Here is a 15,919-nt window from a genome sequence, read left to right on the forward strand (position 1 = left end):
CATCTTTCTCCTTTCACAATTGAGCCATAATGAGTTTGACCGGTAAATAGAGTGTGTAAAAAAGAACACCAATCATGACACTGAGGATGCCGTATAAAGACGGTTCAATTTTCTCAATCAACCCCCGACAATATTGCTCCATCTCTTCGAATACTAGATCTCGATGAAGAGACATCAATTTACCAAGTTCCCCACTCATCGAACCCACACCTAATAGACTCACAACCTCATAATCGATAAACGGTTCACACCTTGTCGCCGCTTCAATTCCTTCACCTTCAGACATGCGATGGTGAATACGCTTGGCCATCTCTGCCATTTCCCCCTCTTCCTCGGCTAGCCGACTGATAATCTGCCTGATATTTGTTTCAGTATGTTGGAGCAAGGACAATTCACTGACAAATACATAGGTCATATAGAGTGTTTTCCCACGTCTCCATACGTAAAAAGGGAGATCTCCTCCTCGACGATGAAATCCATATATGAGAACCGCGATTACCACGAATATAGAAAACAACATAGGAAAGAACCAATTCGACAATAGAATCGACGCTATGCCGTCATGCGACGAGACATCAAGCATCCCCATTAATTTTGGGAAAATGTATAAGGCATAAATCATGCCTAATGCAAGTAGGATGAAAAAGATAATCAACGGATAGCGAATTAGCCTCCGCAACTCCTGCTTTAATCGTTGTCGCATCTCGAGTACCATTGCCACTTGCGACAATCCATCCATGAATCGTCCGTTGCGATCCGCCGTATGTAAAATCTCTTGCATTTGCCGATTCGTGATCAAGATGGAAAATACTTCAGACAAACTCACGCCCGCTTCTAGACGTATCCTCATCTCTCGAATACAGTCTTTCATTTTTCCCTTCTCATGAAGTTCAAGCGTCTCCATAGTCACTTTCAATGACACACCTCGTGATTGTAGACGAAGAAATCGATGAATCAGTCGGATCGATGGGATTACCGGGACGTCGACCATTCGCAAGTCACCTCCTGATTTCGAGTCAGTACACACCAATGTCTTTCCACGGTCGCCTTACCAAGAAGTTGCATCAGCCGCTTTTCCCCATCCTGAATCGATGCGGTATGAAAGGTTGTAATCGTCAAATGACCACTGAGCGCCGCATCGTATGCGACCATCAATTCTTCATCGGTCCGTACCTCGCCAATCACGATGATATCCGGGTCGGCACGAAGCGTCTCTTTCAACAAGTGTCGATGGCTGAGTCCAGCCTTAGCATTCACTTCCAGCTGAATGACACCATCGACCATTTGTTCAGGAGGATTTTCAATCGTCACAATTCGCTCATGCTTCAGCTGATTCAACAGGGCATACAGTACCGTCGTCTTACCTGCTCCGGTAGAACCCCCAATAAAGAAAAGACCATGATGTGATGCCACGACTTTCTGAAATCGTTCCACATCGTGTGATTGTAACAGGTGCTGGAGTTCAAACGTGTCATGGGGAATGCGCCAAGACATTAACGTCTGGGCGAACGACGGGAGAAAGGTCACCCGGATGACATCTTGATTCAATTCATAGACCCCGGATTGTGGAATGCGTTGATTAGATTCAGGTAGTGAGCACCAATATCGCATATGATATGTAAGACGATCATACAGCTCTGCATCCATCGATTGAAGCGCAGCAAGCTTACTAGCAGAACGGACTTGAACCTTCACTTGGTTTGCATCGGGTATAAAATGAAGATCACTCGCACCGATTTGACGTGCTGCATCTACTAAATCCTCAATGAGTTCCTTCATCTCGTTCACCTCGATACAAGCATAAAAAAAAGCCCACTATGTTGAAAGTGGACTTGTTTTATGAAACTTGAACCGCTGCAGTGTTGTGGCGACGTGCATATGTTTCGATTGAAACCTTGTCATATCCGACAATCACTTCTTTTCCATCAGTTAAGATTGGACGCTTCAAAAGTTTTGGGTTTTCGCTCATCAGCTTCAGAAGCTCGCTTAATTTCAAATCCTCCACGTCAACATCAAGTTGTTTGAAGGCCTGGCTTCGTGTCGCAAGGAGAGAGTCGACTCCTTCCTCACTAATTGCAAGGAGTTGCAACAATTCATCAACTGTTGGTGCATCTCTGAAAATGTGACGCTCACTCACTTGAAGTTCTTGTTCCTGTAAAAACGCTTTCGTCTTCCGACAAGAAGTACAGCTTGGATACGTGTAAAACATTAGTTCTGATGCCATTTTTATGTTCCTCCCTCATTCAACTTTCACTTCGCTCGTTTTGTATAAGTTGATTATACATCTCTATACCCCTTTTGTACATGTTTTGTGCAACTTTTTTATAAATTTTGTACAACTTTATTTACCGAAATGATTTCACATATTTTTCACGATTATTTTGCTCAATTATCACGTTTCCATAGCATTTTTTCGAATGTGTTGGTAAAATAGTGAATGAGAATGGAATAATGCACGTATGGGGGGATTAACATGGCAAGAATGTTTCGTGTCCTAGGCTTTTGGACTGGACTAGTAGCGGCACTTGCTTTCGTAGGCGCACTAGGCGGCGACCAAAGTAGTAGTGAACATACTGGCGACTTTATCGTTATGGGACTTGTCTTCTTAGCACAAACGATTTTCTTCGTCGCTCTTGGTTACTTAAAGTTAACTGAAAAAACGTATGTATATGTCTTTGGTGCGTATTTGACAATTTTCTTCGTTGTCTTTACGTATTGGAGCAACTTCCAAATGTAAAAAAAGATTGTCTCGCCGGAGACAATCTTTTTTTATGTGAAGAACGGATTTGTCCGCTTTTCTTCTTCTAGTGTCGTCTGAGGACCGTGCCCCGAGTACAGTGTCGTCTCATCAGGAAGGAGCTGCTTCATCCGATCGATGGATCCCATTAATGTCGACTGGTCTCCACCAAACAGGTCTGTCCGTCCGACGGATTGCTTAAAGATCAAGTCACCACAAAAGGCGATTCTTTCATCATCCATAAACAATACGACACTCCCTGGGGAATGACCTGGTGTATGATAGATTCGAAATACGATGTTCCCAATTTCCAATACATCGCCTTCGTATGTTTTTTCTGCCGGTTTCATTGAAGGCATCGGCAAGTTGAACGCAGAAGCGCCATTCTTTTCGCCATCTGTCAGCCAATCTGCTTCTAAGCGGTGTACATAGACCGGCGCCTGGTAACGTTCACGGAGCGCATCAATTCCTCCGATATGATCGAAATGTGCATGAGTTAACAGGATTGCGGATAGTGTACCGAAACGTTCGATCGTGTCGAAGAACCTCGGGTCATCCGTTCCGGGGTCAATGACGACGACTGTGCCGTCTTTTTCAATGACATAGCCGTTCTCTTGTGCCAAGCCAGACGTAATCTTTTTAATTTGCATAGGATTCATCCCCTTCTTATTCAAAACAATATTGTGGCAAAATTGTTTCGATGTCAACCTTTGCTCGACAGCGACTCTATAATCGGATAAAATAATAATGATATTTCAGTGAAATTTTTATGAATTTCATGACGTATAATTAAAGGGGGAACTCGTCATGCATTTGTATGAACCGTTCGGATGGATTTCCGTCATCGTCGCGATTGTGGCTATTTGGGGAATGCTTCGTTCATTCCAAAAGCGCCAATTCTTTCCGCTCGTATTTGCAGGTTTAACTGTACTCGTATTCGGATTCTTTGGTGTCGCCACGTTGATCTATGGTGGAATTCCAGGTTAATGATTCGCATACGCAATCATCAAGCGACTTCGGTCGCTTTTTTTATGCCTTTCTATACGTTCATTCCCTCTACATAAAACGGACCAAATCACTATGTGACTTGGTCCGTACTTGTTATTCTTCAGTTTGTTCTTTGAAACGGAGTAGATCGGAGTAAATCAAATCATCGTTCATTTGCAAGATTTTTTCCGCTTCTTCCGTCATCGGACCACATAACGATGTGTCTTCGACAACTTCACCAGAAGTCGCGTTATAACATGTCGACTGTGTCCAAACATATTCATCCGTCACGACCGTTCCATCGCGGAAAATCGCTCGACTGTTTCGATTTTCAGAGAATAAGTCGTTTCCGAATCCAATCGTATCTGACGTGTCGATTCCGAGTAAGTGCAAGATGGTCGGTTTCATGTCGACATGACTACCGATCGTCTCATGCACTTCCCCTTCTTTCTGGTCAGGCAAGTGAATGGCAAACGGAACTTGTTGCAACTTCGCCACGTCGAATGGTGTCAACTCATCTTTGCCGAGTAGCTCGGCCATCGCACTGTTGTGGTTCGTCGAAATACCGTAATGGTCACCGTAGACGACAAAGATTGTATCTTCCCACATTCCGTTCTCTTTCAACTGGTCGATGAAGAGACCGAGTGCGTAATCTTGATAAGCTAGTGCTTGCGGGAAGTTGTTCAATGTAGTTGAGCTCGTTTCAAATTTTGGTACAAGCTCATAGTCTTCACTTGGCATCGTGTACGGGAAGTGGTTCGTCAATGTGATGAACTTCGCGTAGTACGGTTCAGGCAATTCTTGAAGCATTGGAATGGATTGCTCGAAGAAGCTATCATCTAAGAGACCCCATTCTGTCATATCTTCAGGATTCCCGAGGTCATAACTCTTTTCATCAAAGAATTGATCGACGCCAATGTTCTTGTACATTTGATCACGGTTCCAGAACGATTTGTTATTCGCATGGAACACGGCTGAGTAATAATTTTCGTCCTTGACCAACTCTGGGAGCGCTTGATATTCATTATCGGCGTTCGTAAAGTATACAGCACCACGCGGGAGTCCATATAGTGAGTTATCGAGTGCGAACTCAGCATCAGAAGTCTTCCCTTGACCGACTGTATGGTAGTAATTCGGCCAGTAGTGAGACTCTTCAATCAGTTTGTTCAAGTTCGGCGTGATGTACTCTCCATTCGGTGCCTTCATGTTGTGAGTAAAATTCTGCGCAGATTCGAATGAAACCACGATGACATTTTTCCCTTTATATTTTCCGAATAAATCCGGATTCGGCGCCGCATAGTTTTGACGGGTGAATTGTTCAATCGTTGCGAGTTCTGATTCATCCGCCATCGCTTTTTGAGCCGATGTTTTCGTTTGGAGCATGGCATCATACACATGGAAGTTAAATGTTCCGATGTTTTTCACCAACAGCTCACGGTCAAATGAACGAGTCAACAATTCAGGTCGTTCCGTTTCTGCTAACGAAAGGTTGAACAAGAAGACAGAGACCGCTACGACGAATGTGACTAGCGCACGTCGATGTGAAGCTGCATTCTCTTTCATGTTCATTCGCCATAAGATAAACGGAAGGACAAACACGTCACCAAGAATGATTAAATCTTTCCATTCAAGAAGCGAAGTGAATGATGTCGATAACGTCTCCATGTTCGATGGTTGCATGATGACAGGCATTGTCAAATAGTCCGTGAATTCCCGATAATACACGGCGTCCGCAAACAAGATAAACGATGCAATCGCATAGAGCGTGTAGAGCACCCATTTTTGTTTGTTTCCTTTAAAGAAGAAATGGAAGGCAAACAAGAATAGTGTCGAACTGATCGGGCTAATCAGTAAGATAAAAGCTTGTGCGGTGTTTTCAATCGGAATGTTGAAGAAAAATTGATAGACGATATACGTCTTCGTCCAAAGCAATAACGTAAAAATCCAAAATAGACGATATTCTTGAAACGAAGCGCGGACCGTGTCGTTCAGTCTCGTCGATAGCTTCGAAAAGCGTTGAGATGAATTCATCTGACGGTCTCCTCCTCTTTTCAGTTTTCGGCATGTTTTAGTTGCCATTCTTTTTATATTTGTTCATTCATTGTACAATTCGGATTGAATAGTACACGTCCAGTATCAAGTCCAAATCTTACCCCTTTTTTAATAAAAAATCAACTGTGACGTTACAAATTTTACAATATCCCATACCCTTTCCCACAAAAAAACACGCCTGCAATGTGCAGACGCGTCCGTTTCATACTCGTGTCGGAAGGAAGTGTTTCCGTGCCAGCCAAGCACATCCAATCACACCGGCATCGTTTTCGAGTTCAGCGATTTTGAATGTTGTCGACTCGTATACCCGCTCGAGCGCAAACCGTTTGAACTGTGCATCAAGCGGCTCCAATAACGCGTCACCAGCTTTTGAGACACCTCCACCGATGACAATCATTTTCGGATTGAGCGTGTTCGCGATGTTTGAGATGGTCAAGCCGAGGTATTCCGTCATCTCTTCAATGACTTCTGTCGCGATCGAGTCACCAGCCTTATATGCTTCAAACACGTCACGTGCAGTCACTTCTTTTAACTCGTTTAATGAAGTATCTTGATTTTTACGCTTCTGTAACGCCAAACGCGAGATGCCGGTCGCTGAAGCAATCGTCTCAATACACCCGAGGCGACCACAACCACACTTCACAGCTTTCGTTTCGTCTCGTTCCACGGTGATATGCCCGATTTCTCCGGCCATTCCTGCCGTCCCATGAACGATATTTCCGTTCGTGATCACGCCACCACCGACACCTGTACCGAGCGTGATCGCCAATAATTCTGATGCCCCTTCGCCGGCACCTTTCCACATCTCACCAAGGGCCGCGGCGTTCGCATCATTTTCGAGCACGGCCGGAAGACCGACTGCTTTTTCGAACTCACTCACGAGAGCAAAATCTTTCCACCCGATGTTCGGAGAATATTCGACAACTCCTTCTGAGAAGTTGACGAATCCTGGTGCCCCGATTCCCGCACCCGCAAAATCTTCTTTCTTCTTACCTGATGTTTGTAAGTATGTTTCAAAAGAAGCTGCGATGTCTTTTGGAATATGTACACCATTCTCTCGAATATCCGTTTTGACTTCCCACTTATCCGAAATGATGCCGTTCATGTCTAAAACGGCCATCTTCACCGTCGTACCACCGATGTCGATACCTAATAACCATTTCATACCGTTCACTCCTCATCTCAACTAAATCGCTTTCATTGAATAGTGTACACTATTATCCCCTTAGTGCAACCCTTTGCACTAAGGGGATTTCTGTCAATCTGTTGAATTTTTTAATTCGTGGGTCAAAATGATTTTGGCCGTATCGTACACACGTTGTTCGATGATGCCCCCTTCATACAATTCGTCGAGTTCCATCATCATGAGTGAGATTTCAGCATCCCGTTCTCCGATGTAAATAATGGTACCGAACGATTTTAAAAACTGTTGGACATCATAAAAGTTTTTCATGCTTCTTCCTCCATCGTCGATTGTACATAACGATTTAACAATTCTCGTGTTGCTTCCATTGATGACACATGCGTTCGCTCATAACTATGGCTCGATTCGATTCCTGGCCCAACCAAAGCATGTCGCACATCATACCCTGCTCGAATCGCTGCCGAAGCATCTGAACCATAATACGGGTAAATATCTACCTTATATGCGATCTCATGAGTTTTACACAACGACGTGAACTTCCGTCGTAATCCGATATCATACGGTCCGGACGAATCCTTGGCACAAATCGAGACTGTATACTCATCCGAATGCTGTCCATCCCCAAGCGCGCCCATATCAACGGCAATGTATTCTACGACATCTTCCGGGATACCCGCGTTTCCTCCAAATCCGACCTCTTCATAATTCGAAATCAAGAAATGAACGGTATGCGGTAAGTCATAACGGACCAAGTCTTTCGCAAGGTCCAATAGAATGGCGACAGAAGCCTTATCATCCAAGTGACGTGATTTCACGTATCCTGAAGATGTCACTCGAAAGCGAGGATCGAATGAAACGAAGTCTCCGATTTCAATCCCTAGTTCTGTCACGTCTTCACGAGAATGTACTTTTGCATCCAATCGGACTTCGATGTTTGATGCAGATCGCTCCGCTGAGTTCGTGTCTTTATAGACGTGAACACTCGACTGATGAATCAAGATTGTGCCTTCAATCGCCTCTCCTTCTTCTCGGTGGACGAGGCAGTTCTCTCCTTCAATCGCCGTCCATGCATATCCTCCTACTTGAGTCAAACGGAGACGCCCGCTCGGTAAGATGTCTTTGACCATCGCACCAAGAGTGTCCACGTGTGCCGTCAACAGACGTGCCTTGCCAGAGCGACCTGAAAACGTTGCCAGTAGTGCCCCTTTATGTAGACGTGACGTCTTGACACCCAGTGCATTCAATTCTTGCTCAGCGAAACGGATGGCCTCTTCCGTCATACCGGAAGGACTCGGGATGTTAACGAGTGTTTTTAATGTTTCAATCATTGAATTCTCCCCTTACCAAAATCCGTACCCGACGAATAGTCCAAACAGCGAGATGGTGAGTACGGAAAATAAGATTCGTTGTACGCGGTTCTTCTCATCCGGCAGCCCGACGACTCCAGAAACGACAAAACCACCAATCAGACCACCCGCATGTGCGAAATGATCAAGACCTGCACCTAATACAAAGGCAAGTCCTACATTTAATCCTAACATAATAAAGAGCGGAGGTCCGAGCGTCTTCATGAAGAGAGAACGATCACGTAACCCAAAATATAAGAGCGCACCGACCAAACCAAATAGCGCTCCTGAAGCGCCTGCTGATATCGATTCGCTGAATGCAAACGATGCGGATGTCGCTAATATTCCACTTAGCAGATAGATGATTAAAAATCGTATGGAGCCATACATCCGTTCAACGAGCGGACCGAGCGACCAGAGTGCAAACATATTAATCGCAAAGTGGAACCAACCAATATGCAGGAACATCGGTGTAATCAAACGCCACCATTCCCCTTGTTCAATCAACGGGTTCACTTTGGCCCCGAATGCGATTAACGTGTTTGGATCAAGAGTCGAACCGACCGATTCCGCTAACCACATGACTAAAAAAGTGATGAACAGTAGCCCATATACCACTTGTGGTTTCCCAAAGGAAAATCGTTTCTTCAGCTCTGCTTTCTTTTTTCGGTCGAGGGAGACCGCTAGCATTCGGAACCGGTCCTCTTCCATAGTCGGTGTGCAAATCGAACGAGACAATGTCACTTTCGCAGGGATTTGGAACGTCAACGAGTCCACACGCTCTTCATCCACAAGGCGCTCGCCATAGACATGAATGGTCAATCGCTTCCGCCCGATACGAGATAAGCGAAATGCGTTCAAAATCGCGTCTATATCCGTCCCAACATGATTCGCCCATGCTTTTTCAGTCTGAATGAACAAATCATACCGATCACCTGCTTTTGTATCGAACAAGATGACCGCACGGGAGGGTTCGAGTATGCCTTCAATTCGCCCACCGTTTTCGACCTTTCGATATATATCTTCCCAAAAACAAGTTGTCGCCAACGAAACCCCTCCTCTCTCTCAATTCTATTGTAAATCACGAGACGACAGACGACCAAACGATGATTCGTTCTATATGTACAAAAACCCGTAACCATATGGCTACGGGTTTCAAAAGGATGGAGATTACAAGACAGGTTCCATCGTTTTCATGAGTACGTTCGCAGAATGTTGCATTTTCTCATGCTCTTCTTGTGACAACTCAATCTCAACGACTTCACGAACGCCTTGACGGTTGATAATCGCTGGTACACCGATATGGATATCGTGCAATCCATACTCACCATCAAGATGGGCACCGACTGTCAACAACGTATTCTCGTTACGAAGGACAGCCTTGACCAACCGAAGGAGACCGAGTCCAATCGCATAGTACGTCGCACCTTTACGTTCAATGATATGATATGCTGCGTCACGAACGTTAACATAAATGTCTTCAAGGTCTTCCCAACTATACTCATCATGCTCTTCAAGTAGTTGCTCGACCGATTTTCCATATATACGAGCGTTGCTCCAGGCAGCAAACTCAGTATCACCATGCTCACCCATAATGTAGGCGTGACAGTTACGCGGGTCGACGTTGAAATAGTCTCCGAGCATGTAACGCAAGCGAGACGTATCAAGCACTGTTCCTGAACCAAAGACACGATGTTTCGGAAGACCAGAATATTTCCATGCGAGATGTGTCATGATGTCGACCGGGTTTGAAGCAATAATGATAATTCCGTCAAAACCAGAGTCCATGATGTCTGAAATCATAGATTTCATAATCTTCGCATTTTTTTCAACGAGATCAAGACGTGTTTCACCTGGACGCTGTGGTGCGCCAGCCGTGATGACTACGATGTCAGCGACGCCACAATCCGAATAGTCCCCTGCCCAGACGCGCATTGGTGATGAAGCGAATGAAACCCCATGGTTCAAGTCCATCGCTTCTCCTTCTGCCTTGGCTTTATTAATATCGATGATGACAAGTTCTTCACATAGACTAGCTGTCGTCAACTGGTAAGCAAAACTCGCACCTACTGCCCCTGCCCCTACAAGTGCGACTCGTGTTACTTTAGCATGATTTAATGTTTCCATAATGATTCTCCACCCTTCAAACAATCTGTTTCATGTTTTTGTTATCTCTGTTACAAATAGATTGTAACATCATTCACAAACTCTAACTACAGCGGAAACCGTTTTCACTTTGGCGATATTGTGACAATATTCACATTCATTTGGAACACCTTCATTTTCTGTACTACCCTCATCCAAACACAAAAAAACAAATCATCGTCGCCCCACAAACCGAAAGAAAATTTACCGCATCATTTCCGAGAAAACGCCATCCCGACACGTATGTCGTCGGCACGTCGTGATGTATTTTTTGCTCGGTCAACTTTCCACAAACAACACAACGAAACGTTCGTTGGACGGTCGCACCAAGTAGCGTATCAATCATACTACCAGTTAATCCAATCACCCATAATAAAAGAAGAAGCGTGATGCTTAAGTCAATGAAAACAAGAGAGGATATGACAATCAACATTGCACCAAACATCGACATGACGGTACCGAATGTCGAGACGGCCCCACTCGTTCCCGGTTCGACTCGCTTAAAGGTAAACATGAACCGAGGTTTCCGCTTCGAGAGGACACCAAATTCAGATCCCCACGTATCGCTCGTCGCTGCCGCGATGGACACGACATACATATAGAGGTAGACTGGATCATTTGTAAACTGATAACCGAGTGCACATAAAATCCCGACCCCACCGTTAGCCAACACTTGCATGGCATCACGAGCCCCCGTCTTCTCGACAATCTCATCTACTCCTTCTTTATCGCGAGAGCGATATTTCGAAGCGAGAGAAGAAGTCGAAAAAAACACCCCAAGCAAGTATAGACCGAACCATCCGAAGGAGAATCCAATCACCGTACCGGTCACTATCGTCAACAGTGCCCCAGAACGAGTCAACGAGCGTAACCGATAACCGAGATAGGCGACGAAACAAGTTACAGCGAATATGGCGAACACTGAATCATCTCCTTCTCTGTCACGATCCATTGAACGGGTAGGTCGTGCGGCTCAGTTGGTACATGATCGACAATCTGAACGGTATATGCCAAAGCAAGCGTTCTACCGTTATAGGTTTTTAAAAAGCGATCATAATAGCCCCCACCCCAACCGATGCGATAACCGGTTCGATCGAAAACACGCCCCGGAACAAGACAAAGGTCGATCACTTGCGTAGTCGCTGGAGTGGTCGGCTCTAAAATATTCATGACTCCCTCTTCCAAATCATCAAATGAATGAATGATGTGAAACGTAAGTCCCCGCTCCGTTACTTTCGGGACGCAGACCGTTTTTCCTTCTTTAAAGGCCATATGAATAATCGGGGACGTATCAATTTCTAGAGGGAGTGACAACGTTAGCGCGATTGTTTGACTTTCAATCCATAAGTCCGAGGCAAATAATGATTGGTGAATGACTTCGTCCGCATGATGTCGATCCGCCATTTGTTTGATGTATTGATGAATCGTGCGCCGGAGCGCTGTTTTCTCTTCCACAACGTATTCCTCCTTACAAAAAAAGCCGCCACATATGTGACGGCCGGTCCCTCATTACTTCACTTCGCGGTAAAGCGTGTGACGACGGAGACGTGGGTTGTATTTGCGCAACTCGAGGCGCTCAGGGTTGTTACGTTTGTTTTTCTTCGTGATGTACGTGCGATCGCCTGTTTCTGTGCAAGCTAATGTAATTTTAACGCGCATTTCTTTCACTCCCATCTTAATGATGTTGTATCAAGTGCTTTTGCTTTACAGTCTAAGCATACTCAATTATCCTACCAAGTTTCTTGTGAAAAAGCAAGGTTATTTCACGTTCTTTTTCATTGATTCCTGTCCATACGGAGAAGTCTCAAGAGGTAGGCATGTGTTGACGTTCTCACTCACGTTATACCATTGTTTCAGGTCGTGAATCGAGATCTCTTCACCGACATAAACGCGTTCTGATGCAGAAAACACGCTGTTTTCGATTCGATGGATTGCATCGAACAAACCACCGTGACCATGCGGATTGCGAGTCGCTTCAAAGGACAACATAGTTGAGTATAACGGAATCGCAAGGGATTGCGCAAGTTCTCTTGCAGCAGGAATTGTCATCCAATCGAAGTGATGAATCACTTTGAAGGAAACACGTTTCGAAAGTTCATGTACTAGTTTTACATAGGCGATATTTTGTGTAGCCACCTGGTTCATAACATGCTCTAAAAATGGGCTAGTTGGGCGAACACGATACACATGTATGTTTCCTTGACGTTCATACTCAGGCAACTCGTCATGATATGGCGTTAATACATAGACGACTTCGCCATCGTCCGCTCTCGCCTCGATTTCATCGATGACCCGTCTTCCGAGTCCCCCTACGATATGACCGTGATATTCAGGCGTGAGTACTAAAATAGCTGATTTTTCATCTTCGCGCTCGATTGTCACATAGTAATCGTGAGGAGATAAGAACGAATCAATATCGATGTCTTCGTCTTGAAGAAATGGATATGCAGCGTAATGATCATGTAGCAACTGTTCGGATACTCCATCCTGATAGAGTGCCGTTTCCAGTTCTGCAAAGAGTCTTGTATGTTCACGGAACCGTTCGGCGGCATACTGTGCCGTCGTTTGTCCGTCCAAGATGAAGGCCCAGTCACTCGACACAGCCAGTACATAATGACGGATCAATTGTTTCAAAGCACGATTTGTCAATTCCGATTGATTCCGATAGTCCGCCACATCTTTCACAAGTTGCATCTCCATCATGTGCAAATGACGAAGCATCCACTCATTTCTCTCGTTGATCCAAACTTCACCATAACCCTTGCGTCCCCATGTATTCATCGACACGTGAACCGTCTGTAAATCCTTAAAATGACGTTCAAGGAAGAGGGCTGGCGTGATGGTTTCAATCCCAAATTCAGCAAGTCGTTCTGCTACTTTCCCAAGGAACTCCGGTCCCTCGAACCACCAGTGACCGAACAATTCCGCATCGAACGGGGCTGTCACTAAAAATGGCGGGAATGTTTGAGCACCGTGCGCTTCAAGGTGTGATTCTAACGTTTTGGCGAAATCGGTCGCATGGTTCTCAATTTGATGTTCCGCCCATTCACGCACATAGAAGTCTTTTTGATCCGTGTCCCCCGTAATCCGATGCATTTTGAGACCCGTATCAAAACGGATCCCTTCCGGATGCATGAAGGATTGGATATAATCCCAATCCCGGTCGTAAGCCAAATCACGGTAAAATTCACGATAATCCGGATGACCCGGATATCCGATCATCGAACTCCAGATTTTACCTGAGATGATTTGATCCCGCGGAAATAACGCGACCCCATGTGGTGAATACACAGGGGCTCCAATCCCTTTCTCAGGTGTCGGATCTGCATCAAGAAGAGCATGTTCATCGACAAAGGTGTAGCGAATTCCCTCTTCATAAAGAATCCGGTCGACCCCTGGTGTATAAGCACACTCTGGTAACCATATGCCTGTTGGACGGAACCCATAGTGACGTTCGAAACAGTTCAAGCCCGTCCGAATCTCAGCACGTGCCGCCTGTTCCGTGAAGAGGTGTGGATTAAAGCCATGGGTCGCCGTACATGTCACCATGTCAATATAACCTGCCTCACGATATGTACGGAACGCCTCGTTCAAATTTTTATTCCAATGAAGGAACGTATTTTTTAAATCGTGGTATCGCTGACGATAAAAATGTAACGTTGCTTTTTCTTCGTCTGTTCGGTCCTCAGATAGTTCGAGGGCAATCAATTCGAGCATGTCATCCAAGTGTTCTACGTAGCGATCCTGAATGAGAGAATCGGCAAGCATTTCAACGACAGGCGGGGAAATACTAACCGTCCAATGTAAGGGACGCTTCAAGCGATCGACTTGCCAAAGAATCGGGATATATGTCTCAGAGATGGCCTCGTAAACCCATCTTTCTTCTAATCGGTGTTTCTCTTCATGCCTAACGTACGGTAAATGAGCATGAAGGACGAGTGAAAAGTACCCAGGTTTCATAATAAAAAGTCCTCCTTAACGCACGAGTCGGTATGCTGCATATTTTGGTAATGTATCGAGTAATTCTGGAGAATCGACTTCCCCATATTGCCAACGTCGGACCGGTTCTGCGAATCGCCCGACTCCTGCGGGTTCTGCTCTTGGCGTGTCAAGCGGATTTGAGGCGACAATTGGGAGAAACTCTCCTTCCATCGTCCGAATCCCAAATTCAAACACATATGTCGTATTCGGGTCGAGAGGGCGAACGAACCAGCTGTTCGTCATTTCAGGAAGATCGAATGTATAGGAGCGATTTGCGTGACCGCTATTATAATCAAGTAACGTAACATCAAGGATGCGGAACGCCTTCGGCAATTCTTCCCAGCGTCGCATGAATTGAAGCGCTAACGTTTCTTTCACGAGATCAGATACTTCCCAGCATACATACACTGCGTTTGGAGACTGTACGACCGCATGCATGAAGTCCACGTTGTACCGATCGGGTAGCTTCCAATATCCCTCCGGACCCTTTTCAAGAAGTGGAGAAGTCGACACGTTGGCCGTCTCTTTCGCCGATGCCACTTGTTTGCGTGAGGTCGTCACCGACGTCTTCACTTTCTTCGTTTCACGCTTTTGTTTCACAGGGGCAACCGCCTCCACTTCCTGTTGCTGATTTCTCCATTTCCGCCATGCGTATTGGACTTTGCCAATCGGGACGTCTAATTCTGCCGCAATCTGTTTTAACGTAAGACCTTGTTGTTTCAAGGATACGATTTTCTCTTCCATCTCTATATGGCTCCCTTCATGTAAAATCCATGTAGACTATTATTCGCTCCTTGAGTTTGTATTCCTGCCCAAAAAAATAAAGAACAACAGCACTGTTGTTCTTTACCACTAATCTTATTGATTCAAATCATAATGTTTCCCTTTTTCGAGAAAAATTAAATGTTCTCCGAAGTTCGTCACATGATCGCCCATCCGTTCGAGGTATCGAGCGATGTTCGAGAATTCGTATACATCGTTCGTCCCAACCGTCATGGCCGGAAGAGAACCGATATATTGTTTAATCACCGTTAGATTGATGTCATCAATCACGCGGTCCATCTCATTGAGTTCACGAACACGGCTCACTTCACCTTTACGATAGGCACGTGTCGCCAGTTCAAGCATGTCAATCAACTGCTCGGCCATCTTCTTGAGCGGTTGGATGTCAAGCACATAAGGAACGTGCTCGATTCGTGTCACTGCTTTCGCGATGTTTGTCGCATAGTCCGCAATGCGTTCAAGGTCTGTCGCTGATTTCATCGTCACAATCAGACGTCTTAAGTCAGTCGCGACTGGTTGCTGTTTTGCAATCAATAGAATCGCTTCATCATTGATTGTCAACTCCAACTCGTCTAACTCGTTATCGTTATCAATCACGGTTTTAGCCAATTCGAGATCATGTTTTTCCAACACTTCGATTGCCGTCGCCGTTTGGCGCATCGTCAAGTTTGCCAATCGTACAACTTTATCTTCTAATTCAGTCAACTTCGTATCAAAAAATGTGCGGTTTTGTGCCATCAATCC

The 15,919-nt window shown here is 45.2% G+C and carries 18 protein-coding genes; 2 read left to right on the forward strand and 16 right to left on the reverse strand.

Annotated features, from left to right (window positions below):
* Positions 1-13: 13 nt before the first annotated feature.
* From Q9R25_RS05330 to Q9R25_RS05340, 3 genes are read right to left on the reverse strand one after another with little or no spacing between them, the layout of a single operon-like run.
* A complete protein-coding gene (locus Q9R25_RS05330) occupies positions 14-991 on the reverse strand; it encodes a type II secretion system F family protein (protein ID WP_311282889.1) in 978 nt (325 codons plus the stop codon).
* Positions 973-1,779, reverse strand: coding sequence for an ATPase, T2SS/T4P/T4SS family (locus tag Q9R25_RS05335; protein WP_047795191.1), 807 nt, complete (start codon positions 1,777-1,779; stop codon positions 973-975). The genes Q9R25_RS05330 and Q9R25_RS05335 overlap by 19 nt, the downstream gene beginning before the upstream one ends.
* A 58-nt stretch (positions 1,780-1,837) precedes the next feature.
* The gene (locus Q9R25_RS05340) at positions 1,838-2,224 is read right to left on the reverse strand and encodes a Spx/MgsR family RNA polymerase-binding regulatory protein (protein WP_012726596.1); all 387 of its coding nucleotides are present in this window, start codon (positions 2,222-2,224) and stop codon (positions 1,838-1,840) included.
* A 249-nt stretch (positions 2,225-2,473) separates the two neighbouring features.
* Between Q9R25_RS05340 and Q9R25_RS05345 the strand changes: the two genes are divergently transcribed.
* Complete coding sequence (locus Q9R25_RS05345; protein ID WP_012726597.1) at positions 2,474-2,737, forward strand: DUF2626 domain-containing protein; 264 nt, start codon at positions 2,474-2,476, stop codon at positions 2,735-2,737.
* Between the two features lie 32 nt (positions 2,738-2,769).
* Here the strand turns inward: Q9R25_RS05345 and Q9R25_RS05350 are convergent, their stop codons facing one another.
* Complete coding sequence (locus Q9R25_RS05350; protein ID WP_047795190.1) at positions 2,770-3,387, reverse strand: MBL fold metallo-hydrolase; 618 nt, start codon at positions 3,385-3,387, stop codon at positions 2,770-2,772.
* A gap of 157 nt (positions 3,388-3,544) precedes the next feature.
* On the opposite strand from Q9R25_RS05350, the gene Q9R25_RS05355 reads away from it, so the two are divergent.
* A complete protein-coding gene (locus Q9R25_RS05355; RefSeq protein WP_012726599.1) occupies positions 3,545-3,724 on the forward strand; it encodes a DUF2759 domain-containing protein in 180 nt (59 codons plus the stop codon).
* 114 nt (positions 3,725-3,838) lie between these two features.
* On the opposite strand, the gene Q9R25_RS05360 is transcribed toward Q9R25_RS05355, so the two are convergent.
* From Q9R25_RS05360 to phoU, 12 genes are all read right to left on the reverse strand, one after another.
* On the reverse strand, positions 3,839-5,755 hold the full coding sequence (locus Q9R25_RS05360; RefSeq protein WP_012726600.1) for an LTA synthase family protein: 1,917 nt from the start codon (positions 5,753-5,755) through the stop codon (positions 3,839-3,841).
* A gap of 223 nt (positions 5,756-5,978) precedes the next feature.
* Complete coding sequence (locus tag Q9R25_RS05365; protein WP_012726601.1) at positions 5,979-6,941, reverse strand: ROK family glucokinase; 963 nt, start codon at positions 6,939-6,941, stop codon at positions 5,979-5,981.
* Between the two features lie 93 nt (positions 6,942-7,034).
* Positions 7,035-7,229 carry a YqgQ family protein gene (locus Q9R25_RS05370; RefSeq protein WP_012726602.1) on the reverse strand — a complete coding sequence of 65 codons (195 nt, stop codon included), beginning with the start codon at positions 7,227-7,229 and terminating at the stop codon, positions 7,035-7,037.
* On the reverse strand, positions 7,226-8,248 hold the full coding sequence (locus Q9R25_RS05375) for a M42 family metallopeptidase (protein ID WP_074036670.1): 1,023 nt from the start codon (positions 8,246-8,248) through the stop codon (positions 7,226-7,228). Before Q9R25_RS05375 ends, Q9R25_RS05370 begins: the two co-directional genes overlap by 4 nt.
* A gap of 12 nt (positions 8,249-8,260) precedes the next feature.
* Complete coding sequence (locus Q9R25_RS05380; RefSeq protein WP_215243833.1) at positions 8,261-9,313, reverse strand: rhomboid family intramembrane serine protease; 1,053 nt, start codon at positions 9,311-9,313, stop codon at positions 8,261-8,263.
* A 123-nt stretch (positions 9,314-9,436) separates the two neighbouring features.
* Positions 9,437-10,393 (reverse strand): L-lactate dehydrogenase, encoded by a 957-nt coding sequence (locus Q9R25_RS05385; RefSeq protein WP_012726605.1) that lies wholly within the window; start codon positions 10,391-10,393, stop codon positions 9,437-9,439.
* Positions 10,394-10,562: 169 nt separating this feature from the next.
* Entirely contained in the window at positions 10,563-11,333 is a 771-nt protein-coding gene (locus Q9R25_RS05390) for a DUF92 domain-containing protein (protein ID WP_311282890.1), read from the reverse strand.
* Positions 11,312-11,866 (reverse strand): 5-formyltetrahydrofolate cyclo-ligase, encoded by a 555-nt coding sequence (locus Q9R25_RS05395; RefSeq protein WP_214690757.1) that lies wholly within the window; start codon positions 11,864-11,866, stop codon positions 11,312-11,314. Before Q9R25_RS05395 ends, Q9R25_RS05390 begins: the two co-directional genes overlap by 22 nt.
* Positions 11,867-11,920: 54 nt before the next feature.
* Positions 11,921-12,085 carry a 50S ribosomal protein L33 gene (gene rpmG / locus Q9R25_RS05400; protein WP_255313299.1) on the reverse strand — a complete coding sequence of 55 codons (165 nt, stop codon included), beginning with the start codon at positions 12,083-12,085 and terminating at the stop codon, positions 11,921-11,923.
* 84 nt (positions 12,086-12,169) lie between these two features.
* Positions 12,170-14,371 (reverse strand): 1,4-alpha-glucan branching protein domain-containing protein, encoded by a 2,202-nt coding sequence (locus tag Q9R25_RS05405; RefSeq protein WP_311282891.1) that lies wholly within the window; start codon positions 14,369-14,371, stop codon positions 12,170-12,172.
* A 15-nt stretch (positions 14,372-14,386) separates the two neighbouring features.
* A complete protein-coding gene (locus Q9R25_RS05410) occupies positions 14,387-15,136 on the reverse strand; it encodes a DUF4912 domain-containing protein (RefSeq protein ID WP_047795185.1) in 750 nt (249 codons plus the stop codon).
* Positions 15,137-15,250: 114 nt separating this feature from the next.
* Positions 15,251-15,913 (reverse strand): phosphate signaling complex protein PhoU, encoded by a 663-nt coding sequence (phoU, locus tag Q9R25_RS05415; protein WP_012726611.1) that lies wholly within the window; start codon positions 15,911-15,913, stop codon positions 15,251-15,253.
* Between the last annotated feature and the right edge of the window lie 6 nt (positions 15,914-15,919).

Source organism: Exiguobacterium sp. BG5(2022), assembly GCF_031844365.1.
Classification (GTDB): domain Bacteria; phylum Bacillota; class Bacilli; order Exiguobacteriales; family Exiguobacteriaceae; genus Exiguobacterium; species Exiguobacterium profundum.

Excerpts from the sequence above, each read along its gene's own strand:
- Q9R25_RS05370 (WP_012726602.1), bottom strand. The coding sequence starts at position 7,229 with ATGAAAAACTTTTATGATGTCCAACAGTTTTTAAAATCGTTCGGTACC.
- Q9R25_RS05405 (WP_311282891.1), bottom strand. The coding sequence starts at position 14,371 with ATGAAACCTGGGTACTTTTCACTCGTCCTTCATGCTCATTTACCGTAC.
- Q9R25_RS05355 (WP_012726599.1), top strand. The coding sequence starts at position 3,545 with ATGCATTTGTATGAACCGTTCGGATGGATTTCCGTCATCGTCGCGATT.
- Q9R25_RS05375 (WP_074036670.1), bottom strand. The coding sequence starts at position 8,248 with ATGATTGAAACATTAAAAACACTCGTTAACATCCCGAGTCCTTCCGGT.
- Q9R25_RS05360 (WP_012726600.1), bottom strand. The coding sequence starts at position 5,755 with ATGAATTCATCTCAACGCTTTTCGAAGCTATCGACGAGACTGAACGAC.
- Q9R25_RS05345 (WP_012726597.1), top strand. The coding sequence starts at position 2,474 with ATGGCAAGAATGTTTCGTGTCCTAGGCTTTTGGACTGGACTAGTAGCG.
- Q9R25_RS05350 (WP_047795190.1), bottom strand. The coding sequence starts at position 3,387 with ATGCAAATTAAAAAGATTACGTCTGGCTTGGCACAAGAGAACGGCTAT.
- Q9R25_RS05330 (WP_311282889.1), bottom strand. The coding sequence starts at position 991 with ATGGTCGACGTCCCGGTAATCCCATCGATCCGACTGATTCATCGATTT.
- Q9R25_RS05410 (WP_047795185.1), bottom strand. The coding sequence starts at position 15,136 with ATGGAAGAGAAAATCGTATCCTTGAAACAACAAGGTCTTACGTTAAAA.
- Q9R25_RS05385 (WP_012726605.1), bottom strand. The coding sequence starts at position 10,393 with ATGGAAACATTAAATCATGCTAAAGTAACACGAGTCGCACTTGTAGGG.
- phoU (WP_012726611.1), bottom strand. The coding sequence starts at position 15,913 with ATGGCACAAAACCGCACATTTTTTGATACGAAGTTGACTGAATTAGAA.
- Q9R25_RS05340 (WP_012726596.1), bottom strand. The coding sequence starts at position 2,224 with ATGGCATCAGAACTAATGTTTTACACGTATCCAAGCTGTACTTCTTGT.
- rpmG (WP_255313299.1), bottom strand. The coding sequence starts at position 12,085 with ATGGGAGTGAAAGAAATGCGCGTTAAAATTACATTAGCTTGCACAGAA.
- Q9R25_RS05365 (WP_012726601.1), bottom strand. The coding sequence starts at position 6,941 with ATGAAATGGTTATTAGGTATCGACATCGGTGGTACGACGGTGAAGATG.
- Q9R25_RS05335 (WP_047795191.1), bottom strand. The coding sequence starts at position 1,779 with ATGAAGGAACTCATTGAGGATTTAGTAGATGCAGCACGTCAAATCGGT.